General features: G+C 71.5%; 15 protein-coding genes. 8 read left to right on the plus strand and 7 right to left on the minus strand.

Going from position 1 to position 16,674, the window contains the following annotated elements; genetic code table 11:
- Nucleotides 1-354: 354 nt before the first annotated feature.
- The 5 genes from IE286_RS26425 (at nucleotide 355) to IE286_RS26445 (ending at nucleotide 5,464) form a co-directional block, all read left to right on the plus strand.
- Nucleotides 355-1,302, plus strand: coding sequence for an SPFH domain-containing protein (locus IE286_RS26425; protein ID WP_189799283.1), 948 nt, complete (start codon nucleotides 355-357; stop codon nucleotides 1,300-1,302).
- Nucleotides 1,299-1,532 carry a type II toxin-antitoxin system antitoxin gene (locus IE286_RS26430; protein ID WP_189799284.1) on the plus strand — a complete coding sequence of 78 codons (234 nt, stop codon included), beginning with the start codon at nucleotides 1,299-1,301 and terminating at the stop codon, nucleotides 1,530-1,532. The genes IE286_RS26425 and IE286_RS26430 overlap by 4 nt, the downstream gene beginning before the upstream one ends.
- 355 nt (nucleotides 1,533-1,887) lie before the next feature.
- Nucleotides 1,888-2,421 carry a PadR family transcriptional regulator gene (locus IE286_RS26435; RefSeq protein WP_189799285.1) on the plus strand — a complete coding sequence of 178 codons (534 nt, stop codon included), beginning with the start codon at nucleotides 1,888-1,890 and terminating at the stop codon, nucleotides 2,419-2,421.
- Nucleotides 2,418-3,107 (plus strand): ABC transporter ATP-binding protein, encoded by a 690-nt coding sequence (locus tag IE286_RS26440; RefSeq protein WP_189799286.1) that lies wholly within the window; start codon nucleotides 2,418-2,420, stop codon nucleotides 3,105-3,107. The genes IE286_RS26435 and IE286_RS26440 overlap by 4 nt, the downstream gene beginning before the upstream one ends.
- Nucleotides 3,104-5,464, plus strand: a complete 2,361-nt coding sequence (locus IE286_RS26445; protein ID WP_189799287.1) for an ABC transporter permease — start codon at nucleotides 3,104-3,106, stop codon at nucleotides 5,462-5,464. Before IE286_RS26440 ends, IE286_RS26445 begins: the two co-directional genes overlap by 4 nt.
- A gap of 62 nt (nucleotides 5,465-5,526) precedes the next feature.
- Here the strand turns inward: IE286_RS26445 and IE286_RS26450 are convergent, their stop codons facing one another.
- The gene (locus tag IE286_RS26450) at nucleotides 5,527-6,510 is read right to left on the minus strand and encodes a hydrogen peroxide-inducible genes activator (RefSeq protein ID WP_189799288.1); all 984 of its coding nucleotides are present in this window, start codon (nucleotides 6,508-6,510) and stop codon (nucleotides 5,527-5,529) included.
- A gap of 133 nt (nucleotides 6,511-6,643) precedes the next feature.
- Between IE286_RS26450 and IE286_RS26455 the strand changes: the two genes are divergently transcribed.
- Entirely contained in the window at nucleotides 6,644-7,198 is a 555-nt protein-coding gene (locus IE286_RS26455) for a peroxiredoxin (protein WP_189799289.1), read from the plus strand.
- A gap of 3 nt (nucleotides 7,199-7,201) precedes the next feature.
- Nucleotides 7,202-7,735 carry an alkyl hydroperoxide reductase gene (locus tag IE286_RS26460; protein ID WP_189799290.1) on the plus strand — a complete coding sequence of 178 codons (534 nt, stop codon included), beginning with the start codon at nucleotides 7,202-7,204 and terminating at the stop codon, nucleotides 7,733-7,735.
- A gap of 39 nt (nucleotides 7,736-7,774) precedes the next feature.
- On the opposite strand, the gene IE286_RS26465 is transcribed toward IE286_RS26460, so the two are convergent.
- The 5 genes from IE286_RS26465 to IE286_RS26485 form a co-directional block, all read right to left on the minus strand.
- Nucleotides 7,775-9,124 (minus strand): AI-2E family transporter, encoded by a 1,350-nt coding sequence (locus IE286_RS26465; RefSeq protein WP_229863792.1) that lies wholly within the window; start codon nucleotides 9,122-9,124, stop codon nucleotides 7,775-7,777.
- A gap of 179 nt (nucleotides 9,125-9,303) precedes the next feature.
- On the minus strand, nucleotides 9,304-9,996 hold the full coding sequence (locus IE286_RS26470) for an aggregation-promoting factor C-terminal-like domain-containing protein (protein ID WP_189799291.1): 693 nt from the start codon (nucleotides 9,994-9,996) through the stop codon (nucleotides 9,304-9,306).
- A gap of 439 nt (nucleotides 9,997-10,435) precedes the next feature.
- A complete protein-coding gene (gene phoH2, locus IE286_RS26475) occupies nucleotides 10,436-11,761 on the minus strand; it encodes an RNA 5'-3' helicase PhoH2 (protein ID WP_189799292.1) in 1,326 nt (441 codons plus the stop codon).
- 427 nt (nucleotides 11,762-12,188) lie between these two features.
- On the minus strand, nucleotides 12,189-12,962 hold the full coding sequence (locus IE286_RS26480) for an isoprenyl transferase (RefSeq protein WP_189799293.1): 774 nt from the start codon (nucleotides 12,960-12,962) through the stop codon (nucleotides 12,189-12,191).
- Between the two features lie 1,226 nt (nucleotides 12,963-14,188).
- Nucleotides 14,189-14,944, minus strand: a complete 756-nt coding sequence (locus IE286_RS26485) for a prepilin peptidase (protein WP_189799294.1) — start codon at nucleotides 14,942-14,944, stop codon at nucleotides 14,189-14,191.
- 145 nt (nucleotides 14,945-15,089) lie between these two features.
- Here IE286_RS26485 and IE286_RS26490 point away from each other — a divergent pair, with 145 nt between their 5' ends.
- A complete protein-coding gene (locus IE286_RS26490) occupies nucleotides 15,090-15,524 on the plus strand; it encodes a DUF192 domain-containing protein (RefSeq protein ID WP_373312731.1) in 435 nt (144 codons plus the stop codon).
- Between the two features lie 8 nt (nucleotides 15,525-15,532).
- Here the strand turns inward: IE286_RS26490 and IE286_RS26495 are convergent.
- Nucleotides 15,533-16,341 (minus strand): IS5 family transposase gene (locus IE286_RS26495; protein ID WP_189799296.1). Its coding sequence is split into 2 segments (ribosomal slippage): nucleotides 15,533-15,991 and nucleotides 15,994-16,341, totalling 807 coding nucleotides; the frame shifts between segments, so codons are not numbered across the junction.
- Between the last annotated feature and the right edge of the window lie 333 nt (nucleotides 16,342-16,674).

The following is a 16,674-nucleotide window of genomic DNA, read 5'->3' on the forward strand; positions in this document are numbered from 1 at the left end:
CCCGACGCGGCGCCGGCCGCCGACGCCCCGGACGAGCGCCGCGGCGCCGCGCGGCGGCCGCCGCGCTGCCGCGCTCGTCTTTCTTCCGCTCGTCCCATTCGTCCGTTCGCTCCGCTCCCCGTCTCGTCCGCCACCGATGTACGTGGCTCGGGTCAGCTCAGAAAGCTAACACCGCCCTCTGTGGCACAGGGGCGCCGAACCCGGTTCGGACCGGCGTGACAATGCGCACCTGGTCCAAGGGAACCGACGAGCCAGGGAGGTTGAAGGTTGCCGCGGCAGGAAAAAATGTTATCACTTTGCTAGGTGCCGGCCCCGGCACCGCAGACAGGACCGACACAGGAACGGGGGACCTTCATGTCCGCACACACCTCGTCACCGGCCCGCACGCCGTCCGGCGCGCCCGACATGCCCGCGCCCCGGATCAGGGAGTTCCCCGCCCGCAGCGTGGGCGGCGGACTGGCCCTGCTCGGCGGGCTGGTGGGCCTGCTGGCCGGCATCGCGCTGATCGCCGCGGCCGCCGGCACCGATGCCGGCGCGGCGGTGAAGGCCCCGCTGATCGTGGCCGGCGCCCTCCTGGCCGTCGCCTCCCTGCTCGCGATGAGCGGGCTGAACATGGTGGCGCCGGGCGAGGCACGGGTCGTCCAGCTCTTCGGGCGCTACCGGGGCACGGTCCGCGAGGACGGCCTGCGCTGGGTGAACCCCTTCACCTCCCGGCGGAGGATCTCCACCCGGGTGCGCAACCACGAGACGGCCGTGCTGAAGGTGAACGACGCCTACGGCAACCCGATCGAGCTGGCCGCGGTCGTCGTCTGGCGGGTCCAGGACACCGCGCAGGCGACCTTCGAGGTCGACAACTACCAGGAGTTCGTGGCCACCCAGACCGAGGCCGCCGTCCGGCACATCGCCATCGAGTACCCCTACGACGCCCACGATGCCGGCGAGCTGTCGCTGCGCGGCAACGCCGAGGAGATCACCGAGAAGCTCGCCGCCGAGCTGCACGCGCGCGTGGAGGCGGCCGGCGTGCAGATCATCGAGTCCCGCTTCACGCACCTCGCGTACGCTCCGGAGATCGCCTCCGCGATGCTCCAGCGGCAGCAGGCCGGCGCGGTCGTCGCCGCCCGCCGCCAGATCGTGGACGGCGCGGTCGGTATGGTCGAGGCGGCTCTCGCCCGCATCGCCGAGCAGGACATCGTGGAACTGGACGAGGAACGGAAGGCGGCGATGGTCTCCAATCTGATGGTGGTGCTGTGCGGTGACCGGGCGCCCCAGCCCGTGGTGAACACCGGGACGCTCTACCAGTGAGCGAGGAGGCACCCGCCCCCCGGCGCCGGCCGCAGCAGCGCAAGCAGGTCCTGCTGCGGCTGGACCCGTCGGTGTACGAGGCGCTGGCCCGCTGGGCCTCGGACGAGCTGCGCTCGGCGAACGCGCAGATCGAGTTCCTGCTGCGCCGTGCCCTCGCGGACGCGGGCCGGCTGCCCCGCGAGGCGGGTCCGCTCCCCCGCCGCGGCCGCCCGCCCCGCACCCCCCGGTGACGGCACCGCCGGCGGTGTGACCGCCGCCGGCCGCACCCACCCCGCACCACCCCGCGCCCGCTCGTGGTCGGGCTCCGGCGGGGCTTTTCAGCACTGCGGAACCTCGGCAGGGCTTCCCGGCACACCTCCCCCGGCCTCCCCCGGCCTCCCCCGGCCTCTCCGCACACCGCTGTACCACCGCGTACAAACACGACGCGGAGTCGCCGCCGAGCCGATCTCCGGCCGCCCGTACAGCCGCCGAGCCGATCTCCGGCCGCCTGTCCACACGACGCGTACACGCGGTGAAGACCCGCCGTCATTGACTCTTCACCCCGTCTATACACGCGACGTATACACCGGGTGTAGTGTGCAGGGCATGTCCATCGGTCACATCGGTCACACCCTGCTCGGACTCCTGGAGTCCGGCCCCCGCCACGGTTACGACCTCAAGCGGGCCTTCGACGAGAAGTTCGGCCACGACCGGCCGCTGCACTACGGCCAGGTCTACTCGACGATGTCCCGGCTGCTGAAGAACGGCCTCGTCGAGGTCGACGCCATCGAGGCCGGCGGGGGCCCCGAACGCAAGCGCTACGCCATCACCGACGCCGGCATCACGGATGTCGACCGGTGGCTGGCCACCCCCGAGAAGCCCGAGCCCTATCTGCAATCGACCCTGTACACCAAGGTCGTCCTCGCCCTGCTCACCGGCCGGAACGCGGCCGACATCCTGGACACCCAGCGCGCCGAACACCTGCGCAGCATGCGGATCCTGACCGACCGCAAGCGCCAGGGCGACCTGGCGGACCAGCTGATCTGCGACCACGCGCTGTTCCACCTGGAGGCGGACCTGCGCTGGCTGGAGCTGACCGCCGCCCGCCTGGGCAAGCTGCGTGAGGCGGTGGCCCGATGACTCCTCCTCCCGGTTCCCTGCTGGCCGCCCAGGACCTGCACAAGGCCTACGGCGCGACCAAGGCGCTGGACGGCGCCGAGTTCTCCATCCACCCCGGCGAGGTCGTCGCGGTGATGGGCCCCTCCGGCTCGGGCAAGTCCACCCTGCTGCACTGCCTGGCCGGGATCGTCGTCCCGGACTCCGGCTCCATCACCTACGACGGCCGTGAGCTGGCCACGATGAGCGACGCCCAGCGCAGCGCGCTGCGGCGCAACGAGTTCGGGTTCGTCTTCCAGTTCGGCCAGCTGGTGCCCGAGCTGACCTGCGTGGAGAACGTGGCCCTGCCGCTGCGGCTGAGCGGCACCTCGCGCAAGGAGGCCGAGCGGGCCGCGCTGACCTGGATGGAACGGCTGGAGGTCGAGGATGTGGCCGGGCAGCGGCCCGGTGAGGTCTCCGGCGGTCAGGGCCAGCGCGTGGCCGTGGCCCGCGCCCTGGTCACCCGGCCCCGGGTGATCTTCGCCGACGAGCCGACCGGCGCCCTGGACTCCCTGAACGGCGAACGGGTCATGGAGCTGTTCACCGACGCCGCCCGGTCCACCAACGCCGCCGTCGTCCTGGTCACGCACGAGGCGCGGGTGGCCGCGTACTCCGACCGCGAGATCGTCGTGCGCGACGGCAAGTCCCGTGACATGGAGCGAGCCCTATGAGTGCCGGTGCAGGCGTCCGCCCGTGGGCGCGCGACCTGTCGCTGGGCGTCAGGTTCGCCGTCACCGGGGGACGCGAGGGCTGGGTGCGGCTGGTGCTGACGGCCGTCGGCGTCGGGCTCGGCGTGGCGCTGCTGCTGCTGGCGACCGCGGTGCCCAACGCGCTCGCGGAGCGCCACCGGCGCGAGGAAGCGCGGCTCGACCACACCTACAGCGAGCACGTCCGGCCCAAGGCGGACAACACCCTGCTGATCGCGGACGTCGACACCACGTTCCGCGACAAGAACGTGCTGGGCCGCCTGGTGGAGCCCGAGGGGCCCGACGCCCCGCTCGCCCCGGGCCTGACCCGGTATCCGGCGCCCGGCGAGATGGTCGTCTCGCCGGCGCTGAAGCGGCTGCTCGACTCCGGTGACGGCGAGCTGCTGCGCGAGCGGCTGCCGTACCGGGTGGTGGGCACGATCGGCGAGCAGGGGCTCATCGGCTCGCAGGAGCTGGCGTACTACGCCGGCACGCGCGATCTGGAGCAGCACCTCGACGGCTGGCAGGTCGGTCGGATCACCGAATTCGGGCCGCAGGAGCGGACCAAGGAGACGTGGGACCCGGTCCTGCTGCTGCTCGTACTGGTCATGTTCGTGGTGCTGCTGACGCCGGTGGCGGTGTTCATCGCCACGGCCGTGCGGTTCGGCGGTGAGCGCCGCGACCGCAGGCTGGCGGCGCTGCGACTGGTGGGTGCCGACAGCCATATGACCCGCCGTATCGCGGCGGGTGAGGCCCTGGCGAGCTCGCTGCTCGGTCTGGTGGCCGGCGCGGTGCTGTTCCTGCTGGGCCGTCAGATCGCGGGTCAGGTGGAAGTCGCGGACATCAGCGTCTTCCCCGGCTACCTCGACCCGTCGCCCGCGCTGGCCGCGCTGGTCGTCGTGGCGGTGCCGGCGGCGTCGGTGCTGGTGACCCTGCTGGCGCTGCGCGGGGTGGTCATCGAGCCGCTCGGTGTGGTGCGCACCAGCAAGCCCGCGCGGCGCCGGCTGTGGTGGCGGCTGCTGACGCCGGCGGTCGGTCTGGCGCTGCTGCTGCCGATGGTCGGTCAGGGGCGTGACCACGGGAACTTCAACCAGTACGCGGTGATCGGAGGTGTGCTGCTGCTCCTGGCCGGGGTGACCGCGCTGCTGCCGTGGGTGGTGGAGACGGTCGTCGCCCGGCTCGGACGGGGCCCGGTGTCCTGGCAGCTGGCGGTGCGGCGGCTGCAGCTGAGCAGCGGCTCGGCGGCCCGCATGGTCAACGGCATCGCGGTCGCGGTGGCCGGTGCGATCGCCCTGCAGATGCTCTTCGCGGGCGTGGAGGGCGGCTACCGCGAGGACACCGGGCTCGACCTGAACCAGGCCGAGATGCAGATCCGCATGTCGGGGGACGTGCCGCTGGACAAGGCCGCCGCCGAGTTCGGCGCGACGCGGGGCGTCCGCGAGGTCGTGCCGCTGGGCCAGACCGTCGTCGCCGACGTCCACTGGCGGACCGACGGCGGCCCCGACACCACCGCCGACCTGACCGTCGGCACCTGCGCGGCGCTGCGCACGATGGCGAAGCTGCCGAGCTGCCACGACGGTGACGTGTTCGTCGCGACGTCGACGAGCGGCGTCTCCGACACCGACCCCGAGCAGCTCGTCGCACCGGGCCGCCGGCTGTACGTGCTCGACTCCAACGACTCGGACAGGAACCGCGACGTGGCATGGACGGTGCCGGAGGGCCTGAAGAAGGCCGTGGCGATCAAGGCTCCGGACGGCTGGGAGCACGACGGAGTGTTGATCACACCGGGCGCGCTGCCCACAGCCCTCGCCGGGACCACCGTCGGCCAGATCTACCTGTCGGTCGACGAGTCCGTGCCGGACACGTACGACCGGGTCCGCAACACGGCCGCGCGCCTGGACACGTTCTCCAGCGCCCAGGTGTGGACGAGCCACCGGGAGTCCCGTGAGTTCCGCACGATCCGCACCGGACTGCTCGTGGGCGCCGTCTGTGTGCTGGTGCTGATCGGCGCGAGCCTGCTGGTGTCGCAGCTGGAGCAGCTGCGCGAGCGGCGCCGGCTGCTGTCGACGCTGGTGGCCTTCGGCACCCGGCGCACCACGCTGAGCCTGTCGGTGCTGTGGCAGACGGCGGTTCCGATCGGCCTGGGCCTGCTGCTGGCGATGACGGTGGGTCTGGCACTGGGCGCGGTGCTGCTGGAGATGACGGCCACGCCGGTGTACGTCGACTGGGCGAGTGCGCTGACGATGACCGGCATCGGCGCGGGCGTCGTCGTCGCGGTCACGCTCCTGAGCCTGCCGCCGCTGCTGCGTCTGATGCGGCCGGACGGACTGCGCACCGAGTGAGCGCGCACCCGCGCGCGAGGCGACGAGGGCCCCGTTCCCGCGAGGGACGGGCCCTCGTCCGTTCAGGCGGCGCCCGGGGTCCGACCGTACGGGTCGTCGTCGACGACGCGGACCGGCAGCACCCGCAGCGCCGAGCGCAGGGCGGCGGCCAGTTGGCGGTACTCGGCGGCGCGGGCCGCGCCGGTGCGGATCGCGAGAGCGATCCGGCGGGACGGCGCGGGGTGCGCGAAGGAGCCGGTGAGCAGCTGGTTGCTGCGGGAGGTCTCCACCTTCAGCGCGGTGCGCGGCAGCAGGGTGCAGCCGAGCCCGCCGGCCACGAGCTGCACCAGCGTGGACAGTCCCGCGGCGGTGGTGGTCACCGGGGCGTCCGCGCGGCCGGCCTCGCGGCAGATCTCCAGGGCCTGGTCGCGCAGGCAGTGCCCCTCGTCCAGCAGCAGCAGGTTCAGCTCCTTCAGCGCCTCGCGGGGTATGCCCGCACGCCCGCCGAGCGGGTGATCGAGCGGGGTGACCAGGACGAAGTCCTCGTCGAACAGCGGGATCTCGGTGACGCCGGGCACGCCGAGGGGGACGGCGAGCAGCAGCAGGTCCAGCCGTCCGGCGGCCAGCCCGTCCAGCAGGCTCGCGGTCTGCTCCTCGTGGACCTGCAGGTCCAGGGCCGGGTAGCGGTCGTGGACCAGGCGCAGCACCGTGGGCAGCAGGTAGGGCGCGACGGTGGGGATGACGCCGAGCCGCAGCACGCCGGTGAAGGGCGCGCGGACGGCCTCGGCCTCCTCCAGCAGGGCGCCGACCTCCGCCAGCACCGCCCGGGTGCGCACGGCCAGCCGCTCACCCGCGGGTGAGAGCAGCACCCGGCGCGTCGTACGCTCCACCAGGGTGACACCGAGGCTGTCCTCCAGGGCGGAGACGGCTCCGGACAGCGCCGGCTGGCTCATCCCGATCGCGGCGGCCGCGTCCCGGAAGTGCAGGTGCTCGGCGACGGCGGCGAAGGCCCGCAGCTGGGACAGACTGGGCAGGGGCCTGCGCTTGCCGGCGTTACCGACAGTCACTGATAACTACCTCCGATCAACACGACCGAGTGTAGCTATTTCCCTAATCAATCGACTCTGTGCCAACATCACCACAGACCAACCCACGGGAAACACGGGCACATCCCGTGTTTCTGCGCTGCAAGGAGAGCGTGTGCTCACTGTCGGTGACAAGTTCCCCGAGTTCGAACTGACCGCCTGCGTCTCGCTGGAGAAGGGCAAGGAGTTCGAGAAGATCAACCACAAGACCTACGAGGGCAAGTGGAAGGTGATCTTCGCCTGGCCCAAGGACTTCACCTTCGTGTGCCCGACCGAGATCGCCGCGTTCGGCAAGATGAACGACGAGTTCGCCGACCGCGACGCGCAGATCATCGGTTTCTCCGGCGACTCCGAGTACGTCCACCACGCCTGGCGCAAGGACCACCCGGACCTGCGGGAGCTGCCGTTCCCGATGATGGCCGACTCCAAGCACGAGCTGATGCGCGCCCTGGGCATCGAGGACGAGGAGGGCTTCGCCAAGCGTGCGGTCTTCATCGTCGACCAGAACAACGAGATCCAGTTCTCCATGGTGACGGCGGGCTCGGTCGGCCGTAACCCGAAGGAGGTCCTGCGGGTTCTGGACGCCCTGCAGACGGACGAGCTGTGCCCGTGCAACTGGAACAAGGGCGACGCCACCCTGGACCCGGTCGCGCTGCTGGCTGGTGAGTGAGGCATGTCCCTCGACTCCCTGAAGTCCGCTCTGCCGGACTACGCCAAGGACCTCAAGCTCAACCTGGGCTCCGTCATCGGCAACAGCGACCTGCCCGCGCAGCAGCTGTGGGGCACGGTGCTGGCGACGGCGATCGCCTCCCGTTCCCCGATCGTGCTGCGGGAACTGGAGCCGGAGGCGAAGGCGAACCTGTCGCCGGAGGCCTACACCGCGGCCAAGGCCGCGGCCGCCATCATGGCGATGAACAACGTCTTCTACCGCACCCGGCACCTGCTGTCGGACGACGAGTACGGCACGCTGCGCGCCGGTCTGCGGATGAACGTCATCGGCAACCCGGGCGTGGACAAGACCGACTTCGAGCTGTGGTCCTTCGCCGTCTCGGCGATCAACGGCTGCGGCATGTGCCTGGACTCTCACGAGCAGGTGCTGCGCAAGGCCGGTGTCGAGCGCGAGACCGTCCAGGAGGCGTTCAAGATCGCCGCGGTGGTGCAGGCCGTCGCGACGACCCTGGACGCGGAGGCCGCGCTGGCCGAGTGATCCGGCCCGCGGACCTGGTGGTGCTGACCTGAGCCCCGTTCACCCCTGCGGTGTGCGGGGCTCGGTGCGTTCGCCCCTGTTCCGCGTCTCGTCGAGCCCGTCGGTCCGGCCCGCCCCGTCCGGTCCCGGCGCCGCGACGTCGGACGCGGCGGTCGCGCCGCGTGGGCGCGGGGAGTGACGCAGCGCCTGTTCCCGGGAGTAGGCCCGCAGATAGCCGGCCACCGTGTTGGTCACCGCCACCAGCGGCACCGCGACCACCGCGCCGCCGATCCCGGCGACCATGCCGCCCGCGGCGACCGACAGCACCACCGCCAGCGGGTGCACCCGCACCGCGCGGCCCAGGATGAACGGCTGCAGCACATGGCCCTCGATCTGCTGCACCGCCAGCACCACCACGAGCGTCATCACGGCCGTGAACACGCCCTGGGTGACCAGCGCCACCACCACCGCCAGCGCTCCGGAGACCACGGCACCCACCAGCGGGATGAACGCGAACAGGAAGATGAACACGGCCAGCGGCACCGCCATCGGCACGTCGAGGAAGTAGATGCCGAGGCCGATGAAGATGGCGTCGATGAGCGCCACGACCACCGTGCCGCGCACATAGGCCGTCAGGGTGCGCCAGGCGCGCGGGCCGGCGCCGGCGACGCCCGGCCGGGCCGCGGCCGGCACCAGCTTGAGCATCCACTCCCAGATCCGCCGCCCGTCGTAGAGCAGGAACAGCGTCGAGAAGATCGTCAGCAGGATCCCCGTCAGGGCCTCCACGACCACCGTGACGCCTTCCAGGCCGGCCGAGGTGATCTGGTCGGTGTTGGCGCCGATGGCGTCCCTGAGGCTCTTGGCGATCTGGTTGATCTGCTTGTCGGTGACGTGGAAGGGGCTGTCGAGCAGCCACGTGCGCAACTCGTCGATGCCGTCCTGGATCTGGTCGGAGAGGGTGTCGATGTTCTCCATGACCTGCCAGGTCACGAACCACCCGATCAGCCCCATGACGACGAAGCCCGAGATGGCGGTGAGCGCGGTGGCCGGCCCGCGCGGCAGCCCGTGGCGGCGCAGCAGGGCGACCGTGGGCTGCAGCAGCGCGGTGATGAGCAGCGCGGTGACGAAGGCCAGCACGACGAGCTGGACGGCGCTGATGATGCGCATCAGCACCCACAGCGTTCCGGCGAGCACCAGCACCCGCCAGCCGGCCTCCGCGGCCACGCGGACGCCCCAGGGGACGGCCTGAGCCGGATCGGGCCGGGCCGGGGGCGTGACGGGCACGTCGTCCGGCTCCGTGCTGGGCACGGCGTGTTCCTTCTCCACCTCGGCACGGCGCTCGTCCAGGCGCTCACCCATCTCGGTGAGTCTGGTGCCGACGCGGCCGAGCCACCCTGGCACTCGCGACATGATCCGTCCCTTTCCCCCGTCTCTCCCCACCACTCCCCCCTGGAGTCGTCCGGTTCGACGGTACAGGGCGACAGCCCCTCACCTGAAAGACGGTAAGGGGCTGCACAGGGTTGACGGGATCCGGCGCGATCCCGGCCGGCCGACGGCCGGCCGGAGCACGCCGAGGGGCGCCGGACGGATCAGTACCAGTGGTTGGCGGCCCAGAAGTTCCACGCCGCGCACGGGCTGCCGTACCGGCCGTTCATGTAGTTCAGGCCCCACTTGATCTGGGTGGCCGGGTTGGTGCGCCAGTCGGCACCGGCGGAGGCGTACTTGCCGGCCGGCAGCGCCTGGAAGAGGCCGTACGCGCCGGAGGAGGCGTTGACGGCCTGGTAGTTCCAGCCCGACTCGTGACTCACGATGTTGCTGAAGCACTGGAACTGGCCGGCGGGCACCATCTGGCGGGCCATCGCCTGGATCTGAGCCACGGTGTACGAGGCCTGCACGGGGAAGCTGGAGGCGTCCCGGGCGCTGCGGCTGGCCGCCTTGGCCAGCTCCTCGCGCTCCTTGGCCTCCTTGGCGGCCTTCTCCGCCTCCGCCTTCTTGGCGAACGCCGTCTCGGCGGCCGCCTTGCGAGCGGCCTCCTCGGCGTTCTTCTTGGCGCTGGCGTCCGCGGCGATGGCCTGTGCGTCGGCCTGCTGCGTCAGGGAGGCGGTCTGTACCTGGGCCTGCTGACCCGCGGGAATGTCCGCGAGCAGCGTCACGTCGGCTGCCGTCGCTTCGGTGTCGTTGGGCTGCGCGGTGCTGCCCGAGGCAACGCCGACGACGCTTCCGACAGCGGTGACCGCGGTGGCCGAGGCCACCGCGAATCCCCGGACCGAGATCCGGCTCACACGGTTTCCTTCCAGCATCGCCCGCTTCGGTGACCCTCGCGGACGCGATCGTGCCCCTGACACTGGCCTCCCAACTGCGGGTCACGGAGGCACGGGCCCGGTGGGCCTCCCGTGGCGGGAGCGCCGCGTGATGCTCGGGCGGCATACGACGTCGCTATGGAGTTGACATGGTGGCCATGCGGCTCTGTACCGCTGGCGGTACAGGTGTGTCGTATGCGGGGCCTGACAGGAGTGAGACTCTGCCGTAACCAACGCCGCAAGGCAATTCTGCGTTGCGTGTGAAAGCTCACATCCCGTTTGGACCACAGATTCCCGTGAAAGTCGCCCGCACGACAGCGCCGTCCGGCTAAGCTTTGGGGCTTTTGCCGGACGGCGCAACCGTCGTCGTCAGGGGTCCCCCTCCTGAGGGACCGCCACGACATCCTCGCTCAGATGAAGCTCAGATGTGTCCTTCCTCCAGCATTTCGGTGACGAGGGCGGCGATCTGGGACCTTTCGGACCGGGTGAGGGTCACGTGGGCGAACAGCGGATGGCCCTTCAGCTTCTCCACCACGGCGACCACCCCGTCGTACCGTCCGACCCGCAGGTTGTCCCGCTGCGCCACGTCATGGGTGAGCACCACCCGGGAACCGGAGCCGATCCGGGACAGCACGGTCAGCAGCACGTTGCGCTCCAGCGACTGCGCCTCGTCCACGATGACGAACGCGTCGTGCAGCGAGCGGCCGCGGATGTGGGTCAGCGGCAGCACCTCCAGCATCCCGCGGGCGGTCACCTCCTCGATGACCTCGCGGGAGGTGACGGCCGAGAGCGTGTCGAAGACGGCCTGCGCCCACGGGTTCATCTTCTCCGCCTCGGTGCCGGGCAGATAGCCCAGCTCCTGGCCGCCGACCGCGTACAGCGGGCGGAAGACCATCACCTTCTGGTGCTGACGGCGCTCCAGAACCGCCTCCAGGCCCGCGCACAGCGCCAGCGCCGACTTGCCGGTGCCGGCCCGGCCGCCCATCGAGACGATGCCGACGTCCGGGTCGAGCAGCAGGTCCAGCGCGATGCGCTGCTCGGCGCTGCGGCCCTTGATGCCGAAGGCCTCACGGTCACCGCGCACCAGCCGGACATCACCCTCCGGAGTGACACGCCCGAGGGCCTTGCCGCGCTCGGACTGGATGGTGAGCCCGGTGTGCACGGGCAGACCGGCCGCCTCGGGCACATGGAGGCACCCCTGCTCGAACAGGAGGTCCACCTGTTCCCCCGACAGGGTGAGATCCGCCATTCCGGTCCAGCCGGAGGCGTCGGTGATGGCGAGTTCCGCCCGGTACTCCTCGGCGAGGAGCCCCACGGACGACGCCTTGATCCGCAGCGGCAGGTCCTTGGACACCACCGTCACGTCGTACCCCTCGGCCTGCAGATTGCGGGCCACGGCGAGGATGCGCGAGTCGTTGTCCCCGAGGCGGTAACCGGTGGGCAGCACGCTGGGGTCCGAGTGGTTCAGTTCGACGCGGACCGTTCCGCCGAGGTCTCCGATGGGGATGGGCACGTCCAGCCGGCCGTGGCGGACCCGGTAGTCGTCGAGCAGGCGCAGCGCCTGGCGGGCGAAGTAGCCGAGTTCGGGATGGTGCCGCTTGGCCTCCAGTTCCGTGACCACGACGACGGGCAGCACGACCTCGTGCTCGTCGAATCGGGTCAGGGCGTTCGGGTCCGCCAGCAGGACGCTGGTGTCGAGAACGTAGGTGCGCCGGTCGGGCTTGCGACGCTGTGTGCTGGTCACCACGGAAGGACGTACCCCCTCGGATGAGGTCGGGGAGCGACGAAGCGGGGCTGGACCGGTCCACGGCCCTCGCGACGGGCCGAGAACCGGCCCTGAAGCCTCTTCGTCCGTGCTGTGACCGCACGGTCCGGCTCGCGCAAAGGGCCTCCCGGGCGGACGGGCTCCGGCCGTCCGCTGCGATCCGACACCCGTGGTTCGGGTGTCGACCTGACGGACTTATGCCCTCGATCCCCCGCCCCCATGCCAGGGGGGCAAGCGCGACACACCGGCGGCGGCCGGGATACACACGGGTGGAGCAGGGGGTGTGCGAGGTGGTGCGCCCCGGGTGCGCTGCCGTCCCCGGGCGCCGGCGCGGCGGCCTCCGTGCGCCGGAGCGGCCCTCATCGGCCCCGGCGCACGGCGCCCGTGACGACCTGACCGTCCGGCGCGCTCAGCTGCCGAAGCGGCGGTGGCGCGCGGCGTAGTCGCGCAGGGCGCGCAGGAAGTCGACCTTGCGGAAGGCCGGCCAGTAGGCCTCGCAGAAGTAGTACTCCGAATGCGCGGTCTGCCAGAGCATGAACCCGGACAGCCGCTGCTCGCCGCTGGTGCGGATGACCAGGTCGGGGTCGGGCTGGGCCTTGGTGTACAGATGGCGGCCGATCATGTCGATGTCGACGGCCTCGGCCAGCTCCTCCAGGGACACGCCCCGCTCGTGGGCGTCGAGCAGCATGGAGCGCACGGCGTCGGCGATCTCCTGGCGGCCGCCGTAGCCGATGGCGACGTTGACCAGTATTCCGTCGACGTGCGCGGTGGCCTCCTCGGCCTCCTTCAGGGTGGACTGCATACCCGCCGGCAGCAAATCCATGGCGCCCACGTGGTGCAGCCGCCAGCGGCCGTCGGCGGCCAGGTCGCGCACGACGTCCTCGATGATGCCGAGGAGCGGGACCAGTTCCTCCTGCGGGCGGTCGAAGTTGTCCGTGGACAGCAGCCAGAGGGTGACGACCTCGACGTCGGTCTCGCTGCACCAGCCGAGGAACTCCTCGATCTTGTCCGCACCGGCCCGGTGCCCCTGCGCGGTGGTGGAACCCGCGGCCTTCGCCCAGCGCCGGTTGCCGTCCATGATGACGCCGATGTGCTTGGGCACCTGAGCGTGGTCCAGGTGGCCTTCCACCCGGCGTGCGTACAGCCTGACCAGCAGGCTGCGCAGCTTGTCGCGCAGGATCACGTGTAAGTCAGCCCCTCCGTCGGATGCGGACAGGCGCGCGGCCGGGGGCATCACCCTGTCCGTGCGGCGGCCTGGTCCGTGTGGCGGTCCCCGGGGGCGAAGCCTACCCCCGGCCCTTTCAGGGTCTCCCAAAGGGCCGTCGAACGCCCCTTGTGGTACGGCCGGACGGCCATCTGTGGCAAAGCTGTGGCACAACCGGGGACCGTCCCTTCCGGCCTCGCCCGGCGCGTCTTCGTGGGCCGGCCCCCTCTGGCACGCCGGCCCTCGGTCGGCCACCTCGCAGGCGGCCGGGGCACCTTTTCGGAACGGGCGGACCGGAGCACCTCGTTCGAACGGGCCGGACCGGGGCACCTCATCCAAACGGACCGGACCGGAACACCTCCTCCAAACGGGCCGGAGACGCCCCTCGGCACACGCCGGAGCGCCTTCCCGAAACGGCCGAAAAGAAACGGGCCGGTCCGTGGGGGGGAGACGGACCGGCCCGAGGGGGGTTTCCACCATAACCCTTCGTAAGGGATGCTGCGTGCATCAGCGCGAAACAACTACGCAGCGAAGTCATCCGGCGACAGGTGGAGACAAACGGACGCCGTTATTCCGAGGGCGAACACGGCCGAAACCCATCGTTTTCGCAGGCCGATCGGGTGACCCGCTGGGGGATCCAGAGGGCTGCGCCGTTCGGGCAACCCGGCGCGCCGATCCGGCCACCCTCGCCCCTGGCACCCCGGTCGCGAACACGCTCGTGACCCCGTCGGCCGCCGCGCCCCGGCTGTACGGACCACAGGGACCTACCGTGAACTGCGGGCACGGCGTCGCGCAGCCCCCTCCACTGCGCGACGCCACCGCGCAGCTTTGCTGGCGCGAATTTTCTGTGGTCTGAACTTACAGCGTACGGCCGCCCGGCGGGGAGGGCCCTGCGGTAACGATGTGGCAACTCGCACCACTCCCGCGCCCCTCGGCCGGCCGCACAGACCCGGACGGGGCCACCACCTGCCACACGCCACGAACGCCTGTTTCTCCGTGCCCCGTTCGTGCGGAACCTTGCTCCATCCGTGCGGTACCCGCACCCCGCCCCGGCCACCGCCGCACAGACGGCACACCGCGACACTCCCTCTCCCTTCCCTCCCCCTTCCCCCCTTTTTCTCCCCTTCTTGCCCGTCCTCCCCCGGCATCCCGCACGGACCGCCTCCGCCGCTCACACCTCGTCCGTAGCTCGTCCCATGCCTTTCTCAGGCCGCGGCGGACGCCCCCAGCAGCAGCCCGGTGAACGCCCCGCCGAGCATGAACGGCCCCAGCGGCATCACCGCGCCGCGCCCGGCCCGGCGCAGCAGGATCAGCCCGAGCCCGTAGCAGCCCCCGTACAGCAGCCCGGCGACACCGCCGGCCACCACCACCGGCCAGCCGTACCAGCCGAGCGCCGCGCCCAGCGCGAGCGCCAGCTTGACGTCCCCGAAGCCGAGCCCGGACGGATTGACGAGGAAGAGAAGGAGGTAGACGCCGGCGAGGGCGAGCGCGCCGAGCAACGCCCCCGGCCAGGACCCCGCGGCGGCGGGCAGCAGCGCCGCGCCGCCGAGCAGCAGCGCGGTCAGCGCGGCGAGCGGCAGCGTCAGAACGTCCGGCAGCCGGTGCACCCGCTGGTCCACGAGCGCGAGCAGCACCCCGACCGGCGCGGCCAGCAGCCACACGGCGACCTCCGGCCGGGGCCCGGTCACGGCGGCGAGCGCGGCGCACACGACGGCGGTCACGCCGGCGGCGACGGGCGTGCTCGGCCCGTACGCCGCGCACCGCACCCCGCCGTGGTGCGCGGCCGGGCACCGTGCACGCCCCACCCAGCCGCCGAACGCTCCGGTGATCGGATGCCCGCCGGGGCACTCCGCGCGCCACGGCTGTCCGGCCTCCACCGAGAACCGGTGCGCGGCCCGGGGCACCAGCAGCCCGGCTCCCACGCCCCACACCACGGCGACGGCGATCAGAAGTACGCGCACGCCGGGACCCTAACCGCGCCCGTTCCTTCCCGGCATGGGCCTGTGGACCCATACCGGACCCAGAGCCGGACGACTACGGTCGACGGGCGAGGCACGCGAGAGGGACCACGAGGAGAGCGCGAGGAGAGCGCGGCGGGGGGATGCAGTGGGTTTCGTAGTGAAACGCCGTCACTGGCGCGACGGCCAGGGAAAGCTGATCGTGCACGCGGCAGGCGGCCAGGAGGCACCGTCCCCGGCGACTGGCCCGGCGGAGGTGCCGATGCGGGTCACGGTCCCGCTGGAGCTGGCGACCTCCTACCGTGCCCGCACCAGGGGCCTGCTGGGCCGCGACCGGGTCGACGGTGCGATGCTGCTGTCTCCCGCGAACAGCGTGCACACCTTCGGCATGCGCATCCCCATCGACGTCGCCTACCTGGACCGCCGGCTGCGCGTCCTCGCCGTCCGCACCATGCGACCGGGCCGCCTCGGCCTCCCCCGCCTCCGCTCCCGCCACGTCCTGGAAGCGGAGGCCGGCGCGATGGAGGCGTGGGGACTGCGGGCGGGGGCGCGGGTGGAGGTGTGGGTGGACGTGCTCGCTTAGACGCCGTTTCAGTTGGTGAGTCGGCGGTAGCTGATGAGGGCTGCGGCGATGCCGACGAAGGCCAGGAAGTGTTCGGCTTTGCGCTCGTAGCGGCGGTGCAGGCGTCGGCAGCCGGCCAGCCAGGAGACCGTTCTTTCAACGACCCAGCGGTGTCGGCCCAGCCGCGTGGAGGACTCGATGCCCTTGCGGGCGATTCGGTGGCGGATGCGACGCTCGCGAAGCCATTTCCGCAGGTGGTCGTAGTCGTAGCCTTTGTCGGCGTGGAGCTTGGCCGGCCGCCGGCGGCGGGGTCCGCGGCGGGAGCGGATGGGCGGGATCCCGCGCACGAGCGGTACCAGGCCGAGGCTGTCGTGCAGGTTGGCACCGGAGATACCCAGTGACAGCGGCACGCCGTTCCGGTCGGTGATGAGGTGGATTTTCGATCCGCTCTTGCCACGGTCGGTCGGATTCGGTCCGGTCAGTGGCCCCCCTTTGACGCCCGGACGCTGACGGAGTCGATCGCGCACCGCGACCAGTCCAGCTCACCCCGGGCGCCGAGCTCATCGAGGATGACGCGGTGGAGCCGGGCCCAGACCCGGTCCCGGCTCCACTGGGCGAAGCGCCGGTAGACGGTGGGCCAGGCCGGCCCGAACACCGGCGGCAGCTGCCGCCAGGTGCAGCCAGAGGTGGCCACAAAGATGATCGCCGCCAGGCATTCGCGGTCCCCGGCCCGACGCCGACCACCGCCCTGCGGCCGTATGACCTCCGTCGGCGGGACCACCCGCCGAAACAGCGTCCACAACTCATCCGGCACCAACCGCTCCACCAGATCCGTCATGCACCGATCAACGAGCGATCACACCATCAGAAACGGCGTCTTAGTCGGATCCATGACCGCCGCTCACGGAGACCGCCCGCTCCCGCGCCGGCTACCCGTGCCGCACAAACCCGTGACGCGGCTGTCGACTTGGCGGGAAGAGCGACACTGAGCTTCTTCGAGTTGGGCCCCGATCAGGTGACGCCCGCCAAGCGCAACGAGCGAGGCCCCCGGGCAGTTGATCGAGATGTCTGACGTCTCAATCACGCTGCTCAGGGGCCTCGTTGGTCATCTATCCTGCCGCACTCGACCTGCCGCATGCACTCGTGGAGTGGGTCACCATGCTCATCGTCA

The sequence above is a fragment of the Streptomyces thermodiastaticus genome (assembly GCF_014656135.1).
GTDB classification, from domain to species: domain Bacteria; phylum Actinomycetota; class Actinomycetes; order Streptomycetales; family Streptomycetaceae; genus Streptomyces; species Streptomyces thermodiastaticus.